General features: G+C 61.4%; 15 protein-coding genes. 4 read left to right on the forward strand and 11 right to left on the reverse strand.

Going from position 1 to position 15,289, the window contains the following annotated elements; genetic code table 11:
- Positions 1-302: 302 nt before the first annotated feature.
- Positions 303-1,697, forward strand: a complete 1,395-nt coding sequence (locus tag AO064_RS06425; RefSeq protein ID WP_015885139.1) for an aspartate aminotransferase family protein — start codon at positions 303-305, stop codon at positions 1,695-1,697.
- An 82-nt stretch (positions 1,698-1,779) separates the two neighbouring features.
- Entirely contained in the window at positions 1,780-2,001 is a 222-nt protein-coding gene (locus AO064_RS06430) for an MbtH family protein (RefSeq protein WP_015885138.1), read from the forward strand.
- Between the two features lie 146 nt (positions 2,002-2,147).
- Here AO064_RS06430 and AO064_RS06435 read toward each other — a convergent pair whose 3' ends face one another.
- From AO064_RS06435 to minC, 8 genes are all read right to left on the reverse strand, one after another.
- Positions 2,148-3,485, reverse strand: coding sequence for an amidohydrolase (locus AO064_RS06435; protein ID WP_064052753.1), 1,338 nt, complete (start codon positions 3,483-3,485; stop codon positions 2,148-2,150).
- A 17-nt stretch (positions 3,486-3,502) separates the two neighbouring features.
- Positions 3,503-5,668: a mechanosensitive ion channel family protein gene (locus tag AO064_RS06440; protein WP_015885136.1), complete on the reverse strand. Its 2,166-nt coding sequence runs from the start codon at positions 5,666-5,668 to the stop codon at positions 3,503-3,505.
- Positions 5,669-5,720: 52 nt separating this feature from the next.
- Positions 5,721-5,897: a hypothetical protein gene (locus tag AO064_RS30870; RefSeq protein WP_015885135.1), complete on the reverse strand. Its 177-nt coding sequence runs from the start codon at positions 5,895-5,897 to the stop codon at positions 5,721-5,723.
- A gap of 146 nt (positions 5,898-6,043) precedes the next feature.
- The gene (locus AO064_RS06445) at positions 6,044-7,333 is read right to left on the reverse strand and encodes a M18 family aminopeptidase (RefSeq protein ID WP_046036055.1); all 1,290 of its coding nucleotides are present in this window, start codon (positions 7,331-7,333) and stop codon (positions 6,044-6,046) included.
- Between the two features lie 97 nt (positions 7,334-7,430).
- A complete protein-coding gene (locus AO064_RS06450; RefSeq protein ID WP_015885133.1) occupies positions 7,431-8,066 on the reverse strand; it encodes an RluA family pseudouridine synthase in 636 nt (211 codons plus the stop codon).
- A 96-nt stretch (positions 8,067-8,162) separates the two neighbouring features.
- Positions 8,163-8,417, reverse strand: a complete 255-nt coding sequence (gene minE, locus AO064_RS06455) for a cell division topological specificity factor MinE (protein WP_003175252.1) — start codon at positions 8,415-8,417, stop codon at positions 8,163-8,165.
- A gap of 3 nt (positions 8,418-8,420) precedes the next feature.
- Positions 8,421-9,233, reverse strand: a complete 813-nt coding sequence (gene minD / locus AO064_RS06460; protein WP_017737535.1) for a septum site-determining protein MinD — start codon at positions 9,231-9,233, stop codon at positions 8,421-8,423.
- 200 nt (positions 9,234-9,433) lie between these two features.
- The gene (minC, locus tag AO064_RS06465; RefSeq protein WP_015885132.1) at positions 9,434-10,171 is read right to left on the reverse strand and encodes a septum site-determining protein MinC; all 738 of its coding nucleotides are present in this window, start codon (positions 10,169-10,171) and stop codon (positions 9,434-9,436) included.
- Positions 10,172-10,290: 119 nt separating this feature from the next.
- Here minC and AO064_RS06470 point away from each other — a divergent pair, with 119 nt between their 5' ends.
- Complete coding sequence (locus AO064_RS06470; RefSeq protein ID WP_064052754.1) at positions 10,291-11,223, forward strand: lipid A biosynthesis lauroyl acyltransferase; 933 nt, start codon at positions 10,291-10,293, stop codon at positions 11,221-11,223.
- 162 nt (positions 11,224-11,385) lie between these two features.
- Positions 11,386-12,516 carry a patatin-like phospholipase family protein gene (locus AO064_RS06475; RefSeq protein ID WP_064052755.1) on the forward strand — a complete coding sequence of 377 codons (1,131 nt, stop codon included), beginning with the start codon at positions 11,386-11,388 and terminating at the stop codon, positions 12,514-12,516.
- Positions 12,517-12,564: 48 nt separating this feature from the next.
- On the opposite strand, the gene AO064_RS06480 is transcribed toward AO064_RS06475, so the two are convergent.
- From AO064_RS06480 to AO064_RS06485, 3 genes are read right to left on the reverse strand one after another with little or no spacing between them, the layout of a single operon-like run.
- Entirely contained in the window at positions 12,565-13,350 is a 786-nt protein-coding gene (locus AO064_RS06480; protein WP_046036057.1) for an outer membrane protein OmpK, read from the reverse strand.
- A 23-nt stretch (positions 13,351-13,373) separates the two neighbouring features.
- Complete coding sequence (locus AO064_RS30640) at positions 13,374-13,742, reverse strand: hypothetical protein (RefSeq protein ID WP_139237980.1); 369 nt, start codon at positions 13,740-13,742, stop codon at positions 13,374-13,376.
- 42 nt (positions 13,743-13,784) lie between these two features.
- A complete protein-coding gene (locus AO064_RS06485; RefSeq protein WP_064052756.1) occupies positions 13,785-15,131 on the reverse strand; it encodes a nucleobase:cation symporter-2 family protein in 1,347 nt (448 codons plus the stop codon).
- Between the last annotated feature and the right edge of the window lie 158 nt (positions 15,132-15,289).

Raw genomic sequence — 15,289 nt, forward strand, 5'->3', positions numbered from 1 at the left:
CAAAGCGCGGCGGCCTTAGAGCCGACCGGGTTCTTGCTGTTGATCTCGGTCAAATGTGGGAGCGGGCTTGCTCGCGAAGGCGGTGGTTCAGTCAATATGTGGGGTGACTGGCACGCCGCCTTCGCGAGCAAGCCCATTCCCACACTTGGCTCCTCATCCATCAGTTAAAGATCGGTGGTGACTAAATCCCTCCCCTGCTGGTGCGTTTCCAGAACAGGAAATCCGTGCGCATGCCCTCTTGGGCCAGACGCCAGCGGATCGGCAGTTTGGTCACCATCATCAGCGTATTGAGGGATCGAGAAATGTCAGTCGCTACCAGCCGTATCGAAGACGCCCAGGTGCATGAAACGCTCTACCAGTTTGACGAAAACCCGCTGCTCGCCCGTCAGCGCCAGCAGGAGTCCAACGCCCGCAGCTACCCTCGGCGCATTCCCTTGGCGCTCAAGCGCGCCAAGGGGATTTACGTGGAAGACGTGGAGGGCCGCAGTTTCATCGACTGCCTGGCCGGCGCCGGCACCCTCGCGTTGGGGCATAACCACCCGGTGGTGATCGAGGCGATCCAGCAAGTGCTGGCCGATGAACTGCCGTTGCACACGCTGGACCTGACTACGCCGGTCAAGGATCAGTTCGTGCAGGACTTGTTCGGCCTGTTGCCGCCAGCGTTGGCGCGCGAAGCGAAAATCCAGTTCTGTGGCCCCACCGGCACCGATGCGGTGGAAGCCGCGTTGAAGCTGGTGCGCACCGCCACCGGGCGTAGCACAGTGTTGTCCTTCCAGGGCGGTTACCACGGCATGAGCCAGGGCGCCTTGAGCCTGATGGGCAGCCTGGGGCCGAAGAAACCCTTGGGCGCGTTGCTCAGCAATGGCGTGCAATTCTTGCCGTACCCCTACGACTACCGTTGCCCGTTCGGCTTGGGCGGCGCGGAAGGGGTGCGGGTCAACCTGCACTACCTGGAAAACCTGCTGAATGACCCAGAGGCTGGCGTTTTGCTGCCGGCGGCGGTGATTGTCGAAGTGGTGCAGGGCGAGGGCGGTGTGATTCCGGCTGACCTGGACTGGCTGCGCGGTCTGCGCCGTATCACCGAACAGGCAGGTGTGGCATTGATCGTCGATGAGATCCAGAGCGGTTTCGGTCGCACCGGCAAGATGTTTGCCTTCGAACACGCCGGCATCATCCCGGATGTGGTGGTGATGTCCAAGGCCATCGGCGGCAGCCTGCCGTTGGCGGTGGTGGTGTACCGCGACTGGCTCGACACTTGGCTGCCGGGCGCACACGCTGGGACCTTCCGTGGCAACCAGATGGCGATGGCGGCGGGTTCGGCGGTGATGCGCTACCTCAAGGACCACGACCTGGCCGGCCACGCGGCGGCCATGGGCGAGCGCCTGGGTGAACACCTGCGCATCCTGCAGCGCGACTTCCCGCACCTGGGGGATATCCGCGGCCGTGGGCTGATGCTCGGCGTGGAACTGGTTGACCCCAATGGCCCGCCCGACATCCAGGGCCACCCGCCCGTGCATCGCCAATTGGCGCCGCTGGTGCAGCGCGAATGCCTCAAGCGCGGGCTGATCTTGGAACTGGGCGGCCGTCATGGCAGCGTCGTGCGTTTCCTGCCGCCGTTGGTGATCACCGCCACCGAAGTGGACCGCGTGGCGGATATCTTCGGACGTGCGTTGGCGGCGGCGGTTGCCAGCCTCTAATTTTTTTGCAACGTGGTACGTTTCTACAGGTATCAGTGCTGCGCGCGTTGCGCAGCCAGCCTTTCAGCGATGGAGAACAGCAATGACCTCAGTATTTGACCGCGACGACATCCTGTTTCAGGTAGTGGTCAACCATGAAGAACAGTATTCCATCTGGCCCGACTACAAGGCTGTGCCGGAAGGCTGGCGCACCGTGGGCAAGAGCGGCATGAAGAAAGAGTGCCTGGCGTACATCGAAGAGGTCTGGACCGATATGCGTCCGTTGAGCCTGCGCCAGAAGATGGACGGCGCCGCGCTGGGTTGAAGAGGGTGCGCTTACTGTGGTGAGCGGGCTTGTCCCGCGCTGGGCTGCGCAGCAGCCCCAAAGAAGCCGGGAGCGCTTCGCACTCCAGCGCGAGCAAGCTCGCTCACTACAATGACCCTGTTAACCGCAAGAACGCATTTCAGCGGTTACTGGGTGTAGAGGTAATCCGTCGCCAACGACGCCAACGTCCTCACCCCCACCACCAACGCCGACTCATCCACAAAGAACCCCGGATTGTGGTTCGGCGCTGCCTTGCTCATGTCCTGATCCCTCGGTGTCACCCCCAGGAACACAAACAGCCCCGGCGCCTCCTTGGCATAAAACGAGAAGTCTTCCGCGCCGCCCACCAGTGGGCCCTGCACCACGTCATCCTTGGCCGCCCAGCGCAGGCTCGGCAGCATTTTCTCGGTCAATGCCGGGTTGTTGATGGTGGGGTCGTACTTCTCGATGATGGTGACTTCGGCCTTGGCGCCACCGCTTTCGGCGATTTTTTCCACGGTCTGCCGTACGTCCGCGTGCAGCTTCTGACGGATACCGTAGTCATAGGAGCGAATGGTGCCGGTCATGTCCACCGACTCAGGGATGATGTTGTAGCGCGTGCCACCGTTGATGGTGCCAATGCTCACCACCGAAGGGAACGAGGAAATGTCGGTGCGGCGGCTGACCACGGTCTGCAAGCCAACGATGGTCTGCGCACCCACGGTGATCGGGTCGATGCCGTCCCAAGGGCGACCGGCGTGGGTCTGTTTGCCGAGGATCTTGATACGCAAATCATCCGAGCTGGCCAGGGTCGGTCCCGGGCGGTAGGCAATCTGGCCGGCGGGCACACCGGCCCACACATGCAGGCCGAATACCGCGTCCGGCTTGGGCGCTTTCATCACGCCTTCCTGCACCATCATTTTGGCGCCCCAGGTATTTTTGCCGTCGGGAATGAAATCACTCGGGCCTTCCTCGGCCGGTTGGAAGTAGAACACCACGGTGCCGGGCAGGCGCTCGCGCATGCCGGTCAGGATCTTCGCCGTGCTCAGCAGGATGGCGACATGGGCGTCGTGCCCGCAGGCGTGCATCACGTCGACTTCCTTGCCCAGGTAGGTGCCCTTGGCGTTGGAGGCGAAGGGTAGGTCGGCGACTTCCTTCACCGGTAGCGCATCCATGTCGGCACGCAGGGCCACGGTCGGGCCGGGCAGGGCGCCTTTCAGCACGGCGACCACACCGGTGCGGGCTACGCCGGTCTTGACCTCAAGGCCGAGGTCGCGCAGTTGTTTGGCGACCAACTCGGCCGTACGGTTTTCAGTGTTGCCCAGTTCAGGGTGGGCGTGAAGGTCGCGTCGGGTTTCCAGCAACGCCGGTTCAAGCGCTTTTGCCTGGGCGGCGATTTCCTCCCGGGCACTGTCCTGGCCGCTGCTGGCGGCAATCACGGCACTGCTGGCAACGCCGCACAGCGCGCCGAAAACCCACGTGTGTGTCAGACCGGTTAAACGCATAAGGACCTCTCCTGAGTTTATTGTTGTTGATCTTTCTCCTGCACCGTGCCGGCGGTCACCACCTGCACACTCAAGCGCGGCGTGGCCAGGTCCAGCCCGGCTTCGTCCAGATGACGCTTGAGCGACAGGTTGAACGCCCGCGACACTTCCCATTGCTTGATCGGCGCGGTCTTGAACCGTGCGCGCAGGATCGCGCTGCCCGACTCGAAACTTTCGACCCCCTGTATCTCCAGCGGCGACCAGATATTGCGGCGTTGCAGCGGGTCGTTGCGCATTTTCTGACCGACATCGCGCATCAGCTTGATGGCATCGTCAATTTCCATGTTGTAGGGGATCGCCACCCGGAAGATCGCGTAGCCGAACTCCCGCGAGTAGTTCTTGATGCTCTTGATTTCGCTGAACGGGATGGTGTGCACGATGCCGTCGATGTCGCGCAGGCGCACGGTGCGGATGGTCAAGCCTTCTACGGTGCCCAGGTGGCCGCCCACATCCACGTAGTCATCGATGGCCAGGGAGTCTTCGATGATGATGAACAGGCCGGTGATCAAGTCCGCCACCAGCGACTGCGCGCCGAAACCAATGGCCAGGCCGATCACACCGGCACCCGCCAACAGTGGCGTGACATTCATGCCCATGTTCGCCAGGGCGACAATCGCGGCGATGATAAAGATGGTCACGAACAGCACGTTGCGGATCAACGGCATCATGGTCTGCGCTCGTGCGTTGGCCAGGCCTTTGCGCGAGCGGGTGAGGGCGTGGTGGATCGCCGTGTCGCTGAGGATCCAGATCAGCCAGGCGAACAGCAAGGTGCCGCCCAGGCCGAACAGCTTGACGCTGATTTCATGGCCGTCGCCTTCGGTAAAGCGAATCAGCGACAGGCCCCACACCCGCAGGCCCAACTCGATAAACACCAGCCACACCACCAGGTGGGCCAGGGTGTAGACGAAGCTTTTCAGGCGCTCGGAGTACAGCGCGTGGCGCTTATGCCCGCGTTGCGGCTTGAGGGCGTGACGACGGACCAGGCCGTTGATGACCATGCACAGCACCAGCAACACGGTGCACAACAGAGACTGGCGCAAGGCGGTGCTGGTATCGCCGGCAGAGACAAAGGTGGCGAACAGCGAAATGCCCACCAGCAGCAATGCGGGGATGTACCAAAAGGAGCCGATGATTTCGATGGTGTCGCTGAGGGCCCTGCGGGTCAGGCGACGGGACAGCGGCTGGTTGCGGATCAGGTGGGCGATGGGCCGGCGGAAACGCAGGATAAACACACCGGTCGACAGCGCTGCCATCACATTGGCGATCGTCGCGGCGGTGTGTGACAGGTGCTGGCCCAGAGCCAGGACGAGACGCGGGTCGCTCAAGGCCTCACCGAAGGCGGCAAAGCTGCCGATCCACCACAGGGGGCGGAACGCCTGGTGACGCAGGATGTACAGCGCGCGATGGCGATGGGGGCCGTCGAGCACCGAAAAGGCAATCACGCAGATGGCAGAGAAGCAGGTACCGACCACCAGCGCGTAGGCCAAGACCATCGCCAGGGATTTGCCCAGGGACGAGGGCAGGGCGTAGCTCAGGTAGACCGTGATCACCAGGGCGATCAGCCATGGGCCGAGCTTGCGCAGCGCGAAGCGCACCATGTCCCAGGTGCGTGGGTGTTGCGGCAATTCTTCGGGCAGGCCGAAGCGTTCGCGGACACGGTGGCTGAGCCAGATCAGCGCGGCGGCGAGCAGGCTCCACACCGCCAGGATCAGGGCAAACCCGAAAATGATCGGCAGCCATTCGTTGGCCGGCAGCATCAGCGCACTGAGTTCTTCCTTGGCCAGGTCGACTTCGTTGGACCAACGCCCCACCGGGCTGTCTTCGCCGGAGAACTGCTGCTCAAAGCCCGACAGCGTACTGCCGATGAGCCCCAGTACGCCTTGCTCGGCGGCGGGCTGGGCTTTTTGCGTGGCGGCGCGCAGCTTTTTCAGGTCGCTCAGCAACTGAGTGCGCTGCTGGTCGTTTTCCAGGGTCTTGATCACCTCGTCCAACGACTGCCCCAGCGGCACGTCGGCCTGGGGCTGGGTTTTGCTGTTGTTACCCAATAGGCCGGGCAGGCCCACGGCTTGGGCAGGCGTGAGCGGCAGCAGGGTGAGCAGGGCAATCAGGCAATAGCAGGGCAGGGCAAACAGACGGGAAAGCACGAGGCGGTCAACCTTGAAAACGACGGGTTGAGCGAGTGTACGAGTGCAATCGTCATTCGGCCAGTTTGGCGAGGATCTTGTACACCACGGTGCCCAGGATCAGCAGCATGCCGACCCACATGCCGAACACGCCGACAGGCTTGTCACGAAAGTTGAAGCCTACAGCCAACAGGATCATGCCGATCAGAATCGGGATAAGCATGGCGTGGAAGGAGGACATGGAGATCATGGTGCGACGGCCTTGTCGGAGTGGGAATACTGACAAGTCTAGGTCGGATTGCAGAAAGTGCAGGTGATGCAGGTCAGGTGTACGCAGATCTAATGTGGAAGGGGGCAAGCCCCCTCCCACATTTTTGACCGAGTCAGCCCACATTATCAGGGCAGGTCGTGGCTCGCGTAGAACGCGCCCAGCACTTTCACCAAATGCGCCAAGTCATGGCTGCCGCACAGCTCGCGAATGGAGTGCATGGCAAATGTCGGCAGGCCGATATCCACGGTGCGCACGCCCAGGTGGCTGGCGGTGATCGGGCCGATGGTCGAGCCGCAGCCCATGTCGCTGCGCACCACGAAGCTCTGCACCGGTACTTCCTGGGCCATGCACAGGTGGCGGAAGAACCCGGCGGTTTCGCTGTTGGTGGCGTAGCGCTGGTTGCTGTTGACCTTGATCACCGGGCCGGCGTTGAGCTTGGGGCCGTGGTTGGCGTCGTGCTTCTCGGCGTAGTTCGGGTGCACGCCGTGGGCGTTGTCCGCAGACACCAACAGGGATTTCTGAATGGTACGTACGAACTCATCACCTTCCGGCAGCAGACGGCGCAGGGTCTGTTCGAGCATTGGGCCATCGGCACCGCAGGCTGAGCAGGAGCCCACCTCTTCGTGGTCGTTGCAGACCAGCACGCAGGTTTCATCGGTCTCGCTGGTGAGCAAAGCTTGTAGGCCGGCATAGCACGACAGCAGGTTATCCAGGCGCGCGCCGGCGATGAAGTCGCCGTTCAGGCCGATGACCGCAGCGCTTTGGGTGTCGTAGAAGCTCAACTCATAGTCGAGCACCACGTCGGCGTTCAGCCCATGCTCACGCGCCAGTTGATCGGTGAGCACGGCGCGGAAGTCCACGCGCTCATCACCGGCAAACTGCGCGAGGATCGGCGGCAGCTCGGTCTGGGCATTGATCGCCCAGCCCTGGTTGGCTTCACGGTTCAGGTGAATGGCCAGGTTGGGGATGATGGCGATGGGCAATTTGAAGTCGATCAGTTGGCTCTCGACCTTGCCGTCGCGGCGGAACGTCACGCGGCCGGCCAGGGACAGGTCGCGGTCGAACCACGGTGCCAGCAGCGCGCCGCCGTAGACTTCCACGCCCAACTGCCAGAAACCCTGGCGCTGCAGCTCCGGCTGCGGCTTGACGCGCAGGCACGGGCTGTCGGTGTGGGCGCCGACCAGGCGGATACCGCCTTGCAGCGGCGAGTGGCGGCCGAGCTTGAAGGCGATGATCGAGGAGTCGTTACGGGTCACGTAATAGCGCCCGTTGGCCTCGGTGGTCCAGGTCTCGCGCTCGTCGAGACGCTGATAGCCGGCCGCTTCCAGGCGCTGGGCCAGGGCAGCAGTGGCATGAAAAGGAGTAGGGGAGGCCTTGAGGAAGTCGATCAGGCCTTGATTCAACGCTTCGCGCATAAATAGCTCCAGACAGCAATGCGCGGAGTTTACCGTTCGAGGGTGAGAAGTGCACAGAACAAATGTGGGAGGGGAAAAGCCCCCTCCCACAACCGCTTTAAAATGGCGCTGGGCACTCGAAGCGCAGGCGCTCGCCGCTTTGCGGGTGAGTGAAGCTCAGCATGCTCGCATGCAGGCACAGGCGCGGCCACGCAGCCAGGGCCTGTTCATGGGCATACAGGCCATCACCCAACAGCGGATGACCGATGGACAGCATGTGCACGCGCAGCTGGTGCGAGCGCCCGGTGATCGGCGTCAGCTCGACGCGGCACCAGTCACCACAGCGTTCCAGCACCTTCCAGAAGGTCAGTGCATGCTTGCCGAACTCATGGTCGACCACGTGGCGTGGCTTGGTGGGCGGGTCGTAGCGCAGGGGCAGGTCGATGCTGCCGCTGTCCAGTTCCGGCTGGCCCCAGGCCAGGGCGGTGTAGGCCTTTTCGGTTTCTCGGTCGTGAAACTGGCGGGACAGTTCGCGATGCGTATCGGCGTCCCGCGCCAGCAGGATGATGCCCGAGGTTTCCCAGTCCAGTCGATGGACGATGCGGGCTTCGGGGTAGCCGTTCTCCTGCAGGCGGGTGATCAGGCAGTCCTTGTTGTCGTCGGCGCGGCCAGGCACCGAGAGCAGCAGGGTGGGCTTGTTCACCACCAGGACGGCAGCGTCCTGATAGAGGATATGGATGTTGGACAGCGGCATTAAACAGCCTCGTAACAAACGCCAACGGCGGCTCGCCCACCCGGTCCGCAAAAAGGGATCAGGGTGAACGAGCCGCCGTGGCGGCCGCCTGTTCGATCAACGATCAGGCAGGGTGATATTGAGTTCCAGAATCGAGCAGCTGCCGTCATTTTCCAGGGCGACATGCACGTCATCGTTGCCGATATTGACGTACTTGCGGATCACCTCGACCAGTTCCTTCTGCAAGGCTGGCAGGTAGTCCGGCGTGCTGCGTTGGCCGCGTTCGTGCGCCACGATGATCTGTAGACGCTCTTTCGCTACCGACGCGGTACTTGGCTTTTTGTTGGCGCGAAAGAAGTCGAGAAATTTCATTGTTTAGTTGCCTCCAAAGATACGCTCGAAGAATCCCTTCTTCTTAACATCGAGGAAGCGATGTTCCACGGTCTTGCCCAGCAAGCGATCAACCGCATCGCTGTACGCCTGGCCGGCGTCGCTCTGGTCGTCAAGAATGACTGGAACGCCTTGGTTGGAAGCCTTCAGGACGGCCTGGGATTCCGGGATCACACCCAGCAGGGTCACGGCGAGGATGTCCTTCACGTCTTCAACGCCCAGCATTTCGCCGTTGCTGACGCGCTCAGGGTTGTAGCGGGTGAGCAGCAGGTGCTCCTTGATCGGGTCTTCGCCTTTTTCGGCGCGCTGGGACTTGCTGGCCAGCAGGCCGAGCATGCGGTCCGAGTCACGTACCGAGGAGACTTCCGGGTTGGTCACCACAATGGCTTCATCGGCGAAGTACATCGCCAGGTGAGCACCGGTTTCGATACCGGCCGGGGAGTCGCAGACGACGTATTCGAAGGTTTCCTTCAGCTCAGCCAGGACTTTGCCTACGCCTTCTTTGGTCAGCGCGTCTTTGTCACGGGTCTGGCTGGCGGCCAATACGTACAGGTTCTCAAGGCGCTTGTCCTTGATCAGGGCCTGTTGCAGGTTGGCTTCACCGTTGACCACGTTGACGAAGTCATACACCACGCGGCGTTCGCAGCCCATGATCAGGTCGAGGTTACGCAAGCCGACGTCGAAGTCGACGATAACTGTCTTGTGGCCGCGCAGAGCGAGACCGGTACCGATAGCGGCGCTGGTGGTGGTCTTACCCACACCACCCTTGCCGGATGTAACCACGAGAATCTTGGCCAAGGTGTTTCACCCCTAAGGAAAAAGGACTTTTGAGTCCCTGAAAAACATCTCTTGAAACTCGCTGCAGGCGGACAGTCTTTGTAGGAAAAAGATGGGGTTTCCCGAGGAAAAACGCCACTTTCAATTATTCCTACGCAAGTCTTGCCGGTTTCGCTGTGCTATCAGAGTCTAGAGATGCTTGGAAAATGCGGCAGTATCCGTTAAAGACGGATGATGTTCAACACATCGCCCGACAGGTTGACCTGCACCGAAGCCCCCCACAGCGGGTCGCGACGCAAATCTTCTGAAACCTTGTACTGGCCCGCGATGGACACTAGCTCAGCGGTCAACTGCTGGCAAAAAATACGGGCCTTGGTATCACCCTTGATGCCGGCGAGGGCACGTCCGCGCATTGGGCCGTATACATGGATGTTGCCATCGGCAAGAAGTTCCGCCCCCGGGCTGACCGAGGAGATCACGACAAGGTCGCCACCCTGGGCATAAATCTGCTGCCCACCACGTACGGGCGAGGTGATGATCTTTGTCGGCTTGATCGTGGGCTCGGGTGGTTTTTCCGGTTTTTTCTTCTCTTCACCGACCAATGGTTCAAGAGGTCGCTCACGCGCGCCGGACGGTGGCAGTACTGGCAGTTCAATGGCGATGGCGGCGGCAATGTCTTCAATTCGACTGGCGCGGATGGCCAGGGTACGCAGGCCATGGGAGCGGCACACGCGCATCAGCCCAGGCAAGTCGATCACCCCTTGGCCGGCGGGCAGTTTGTCCAAGGCCAGCACCAGCGGGGCGTTGTTGAAGAAATTCGGCGCCAGGGCGACCTTGGCGGCGAGCTGGCGGTCCAGGGCGTCGAGGTCGTTGCGGGCAAGTTCCAGCACGGTGATGGCGAGCATGCTGCCTTTCAGCTGGAACACGGGATCTTGGTCTAGCGGTTCGGTTTGGCTCATGGTCGGCAAAAGCGGCTTGTCACGAAAAGTGTCGAGACTTATAACGAGAACACTCACCCGCCGCAAGCCGAGTCGAACCGTTGTAGAATGCGCGGCCCTTGTCTTTACCGGAATCTGTAATGGATCGCCCGCGTTTTCGAGCTGTATTTTTTCACCCGCGTTTTTGGCTGTTATGGCTGGGGCTCGGCCTGCTGTGGCTGGTTACCCAACTGCCGTACCGCGCCCTGCTGACCATTGGTCGCCTGCTGGGTGCCGGCATGTACCGCGTGGCCGGCGAACGTCGCCGCATCGCCGCGCGCAACCTGGAACTGTGCTTTCCGGAAAAATCCGCCAAAGAGCGTAAACGGTTGCTCAAGGAAAACTTTGCCTCCACCGGCATCGCGTTCTTTGAAATGGCCATGAGCTGGTGGTGGTCACGTCAGCGCTTGGCGCGCCTGGCCCACGTCGAAGGCCTGGAACACCTCAAGCAGGCTCAATTGGACGGCAAGGGCGTGATCCTCATGGCGCTGCACTTCACCACCCTGGAAATCGGCGCAGCGCTGTTGGGGCAGAAGCACACCATTGATGGCATGTACCGCGAGCACGGCAACCCGCTGTTCGACTTTGTCCAGCGCCGTGGCCGCGAGCGTCACAACCTCGATTCCCTGGCCGTGGAGCGTGAAGACGTGCGTGGCATGCTCAAGCTGCTGCGCGCCGGCCGCGCCATCTGGTACGCACCGGACCAGGACTACGGCGCCAAGCAAAGTATCTTCGTGCCGCTGTTCGGCATCCAGGCGGCGACCGTGACCGCCACCAGCAAGTTCGCCCGCCTGGGCAAGGCGCTGGTGGTGCCGTTCACCCAGGAGCGCTTGGCTGATGGCAGCGGCTACCGCCTGGTGATCCACCCGCCGTTGACCGATTTCCCCGGTGAAAGCGACGAAGTCGACTGCCTGCGTATCAACCAGTGGGTCGAAGCTTCGGTACGTGAATGCCCCGAGCAATACCTGTGGACTCACCGCCGCTTCAAAAGCCGGCCACGGGGTGAAGCCAAGCTGTACGAAAAACGCCGCTGATTAAGATGGATAAGTACTGCACGTGTGGCGAGGGAGCTTGCTCCCGTTGGGTCGCGAAGCGGCCCCAGCGTTAGGCGCAAGAAGATCAGGACTGCTGCGCAGTCCAACGGGAGCAAGCTCCCTCGCCACAAAGACAGACCTTTCCCTACATGGAGTGACGCAATGCGCCCAGCTGAACCGGTTACTGGCTTGATTCTTTCCGGCGGCGGGGCGCGAGCGGCGTATCAGGTAGGGGTATTGGCGGCCATTGCCGAGCTGTTGCCGCCGGGAGCACCCAATCCTTTCCCGGTGATCGTCGGCACCTCGGCTGGCGCGATCAATGCTGTGACCCTGGCCAGTGGCGCCATGGACTTTACCGCGGCCATCCAACGCCTGACCGCGTTCTGGCAGGGCTTTCGCAGCCATCTGGTGCTGCGCAGCGATTGGCCGGGGGTGATTCGCCAGGCGGGCCGCTTTTTCATCCACAGCCTGCTGGGCATCGGCGCTCAGGTGCCGGTGGCGCTGCTCAACAGCTCGCCGCTGCGCGACCTGTTGCAGGAGCGCCTGAACCTCGACGGCATCGACGAGGCTATCCGCCACAAACACTTGCACGCAGTGGCGGTGACGGCCTTCGGTTATGAGTCCGGGCAAGCGGTGACCTTCTACCAGGGCGGCGGCACCATTGACGCCTGGTTGCGCCACCGCCGCATCGGCGTGCCGACCCAACTGACGGTGGAGCACCTGCTGGCCAGCTCGGCGATCCCTTTGCTGTTTGCCCCGGTGAAACTCGACCAGGAGTATTTCGGCGATGGCGCCGTGCGGCAGTCGGCGCCGATCAGCCCGGCCTTGCACCTGGGGGCCAGTCGCGTGCTGGTGGTGGGGGTCAGTGGCAACCCGCGTGGCATTGAGCCGGTGACGCTACGCACCTACACCGGCCAGGAACCGACCCTGGCGCAGATCGGTGGGCACATGCTCAACAGTACGTTCATTGATAGCCTGGAAAGCGATATCGAATTGCTGGAGCGCTTGAACCAGTTCAGCCATGCCGCGCCTGGGGTGGCGGCGGTGGAAGTGCTGGTGATTGCGCCCAGTCAGCCCATCGACGAAATCGCGGCACGGCATCGCCAGGAATTGCCGGCGGCGTTGCGGTTGTTTTTGCGCGGGCCGGGGGCGACCAAGACGAGTGGGGCGGGGGTGTTGAGTTACTTGTTGTTCGAGGCGGGGTATTGCAGTGAGTTGATTGAGCTGGGGCGGCGGGATGCGTTGGCCAAGCGCGAAGAAATCACTCGGTTCCTCGGTTTGAAACAGGACTAAATGTGGGAGGAGGCAAGCCCCCTCCCGCATTAGATCTGCAGTGTTCTGTCAGAAGTGGTACTTGACCAGGAAACTCGCTGTGTCCTGGTTGGTCTTGAACGCGCCGGAATCTTCGATCCCGTACTTGTTCTTCCAGTAGTCGTACTCAAAGCCCACATACAACTGCTTGTCGCCCCAATGCAGCGCTTTACCCAGGTCATATTTGACCTGTGGGTTGAAGTGCAGGTTGGCGTGGTAAGTGCCACGGGCGTTCTTGTCGTTGTCCGTCACCCAGTCCATGAAACCATCGATCAGCACATCGGAGTTGCCGACCGGAATCGTGTACGACCAGACCGGGGTGATCTGCCAAACGCCGTCACCCGGGCGATTGCCTTCGGTCTGGCGCTGGTAGAAGTTCAACTGGAAGTAATCGAAACCGGGGATGTTCAAGTCAAAGCCGGGGCCGACCAGATACGACTCGTTATCGCCTTCGCCGAACTCGTAAGTCAGTGCCAGCAGCACATCTTTGATCGGGCCGAAGGACAAGTCTTTGTCCAGGATTTTGCCGAATGATAGCCGCGGGCTGATTTCGCCGTAATACGTACTTGGGCCGACGTTGCCGTCTTCCTTGCCGTTGTAAAAGATGCGGTCGACAAAGAGGAAGTTGTCGCCATACTTCCAGGCATCGGCATGTTCGAACGTGACGGTTTGCTGGATCTGCGGGTTGACGGTAAAGCTCTTGCCCCACAGGTAAGTCAGGCTGTTGTTCTGCCACTGCAACAGGTCACCGGCCACGGCTTGGCCACCGGCCAGCAGGGATCCCGCCAGCATCAGGCCTTGGAACATAGGTTTCATTCGGTTGCTCCCGAGTTAAAGTTTTATGGTTTTTCTTCTACGCAGGCGCTCTGGTGTGGCGCCTTTGGCTTCGCTGCAAAAATCGTCTGTTTGGTCAGCTTTAGTGCTTTTAGCAAGAGCTGCGCCAAGGTGTTTAAAAAGCCAAAAAATCCCCGTCGGCTGCATCGGATGCAGTCGAATTCAGAGGACGTTTGCGCACGTTGGCCGCAGACATAAGGCCGGGATAAGTTGGCCTTGCAGTCAGCTTTTACATTCGCTGTTTTTTTTTGAGTTGATTCGAGCGGGCGCGGAGAATACTGGCTCCAAAGCTTGGGCTCAAGTGCGCTGTAACAGCGCGCGTGGGGCGAGAATGGGGCACGGCTTGTGGCCGGCCCCAGGTGAAGGGTGTGCATGTGAGTGTTCCCTGTCTTGTTATTGTTTTACTAACAAAGGAATCAATGCGTGTGAGCAACGGCAGGTCGTTCAGCGCCGCCGAGAATGTTGAACAGGATATTCAGCGACAACGCGCTGAGGGTGGCCATGGCGATGCCGCTGTGGGTAATCGGGCTCATCCACAGCGGCAGCTGCGCGAAGAACTCCGGGCGCACCACTGGGATCAGGCCCATGCCGATGCTCACCGCCACTAACAATTGGTTGCGACGGTCGGCGATGTCGGCTTCCTGGAGGATCTTGATCCCAGTGGCCGCCACCATCCCGAACATGGCAATCGCCGCGCCCCCCAGTACCGCCGGTGGAATCGATGCCACCAGGTAGGCGGCCTTGGGCAGCAGGCTGAGTACGATCAGAAATGCGCCGGCCATCATCGTCACCGAGCGGCAACGCACGCCGGTCATCTGCACCAGGCCGATGTTCTGGGCGAACGAGGAGTGGGTGAAGGTATTGAAGAAGCCGGCAAAGAACGACGCACCGGCATCACACAGCAGGCCGCGACGGAGCATCTTTGGCGTGACGTCCTGGCCGGTGATTTTGCCCAATGCGAGGAACATCCCAGTGGACTCGACAAAGATGATCACCACCACCAGGCACATCGACAGGATCGGCGCCAACTCGAACTTGGGCATGCCGAAGTGCAGCGGCGTCACCACTTGCACCCACGGCGCTTGGGCCAGGCCGCTCAGGTCGACCATGCCGATAGCCCCGCACAAGGCGTAGCCCAGGCCCATGCCGATCAGCACCGAGATATTCACCCAGAATCCGCGCATGAAGCGGTTGATCAGCAGGATGGTGGCCAGTACCAACGCGGCAATTGCCAGGTAGATGGGTGAGCCAAACGTCGCAGCGGCACTGCCGCCACCGGCCCAGTTCACGGCCACCGGAAACAGCGACAGGCCGATCGCAGTGATCACCGTGCCGGTCACCAACGGTGGGAAAAAGCGTACGACCTTGGACATGAACGGCGCGATCAACAGGCCAAAGAACCCGGCGGCGATGGTTGCGCCGAAGATCCCCTGCAAGCCGATACCCGGCATGCCGGCCATGGCGACCATGCTGCCGACGGCGGCAAAACTGGCGCCCATCATCACCGGCATGCGAATGCCCACCGGACCGATGCCGAACGACTGCACCAGGGTGGCGATGCCGGCCACCAGCAGGTCGGCGTTGATCAGAAAGGCGATTTCTTCACGACTCAGGCCGACGGCCTGGCCAATAATCAGGGGCACGGCGACGGCGCCGCCGTACATCAGCAAGACGTGTTGCAGGCCTACCAGAATCAGTTGCAAGAGGGGCAGCCGCACCATGGCGGGCGCGGCAGGAATCTGCGGTTCGACTAACTCGGTCATGCAACACCTCGGATCTTTTTATTGTTGTGTTGTTCGGCATTCAATTGCCGGGTGGAACTCAATCTTCAAAACACCGGAGACCCTTGTGGGAGGTGGCTTGCCCCCGATTGCAGTTGTTCAGTCACTGATGCGTTGAATGACACGCTGCCATCGGGGGC

This window comes from Pseudomonas marginalis (assembly GCF_001645105.1).
GTDB classification, from domain to species: domain Bacteria; phylum Pseudomonadota; class Gammaproteobacteria; order Pseudomonadales; family Pseudomonadaceae; genus Aquipseudomonas; species Aquipseudomonas petroselini.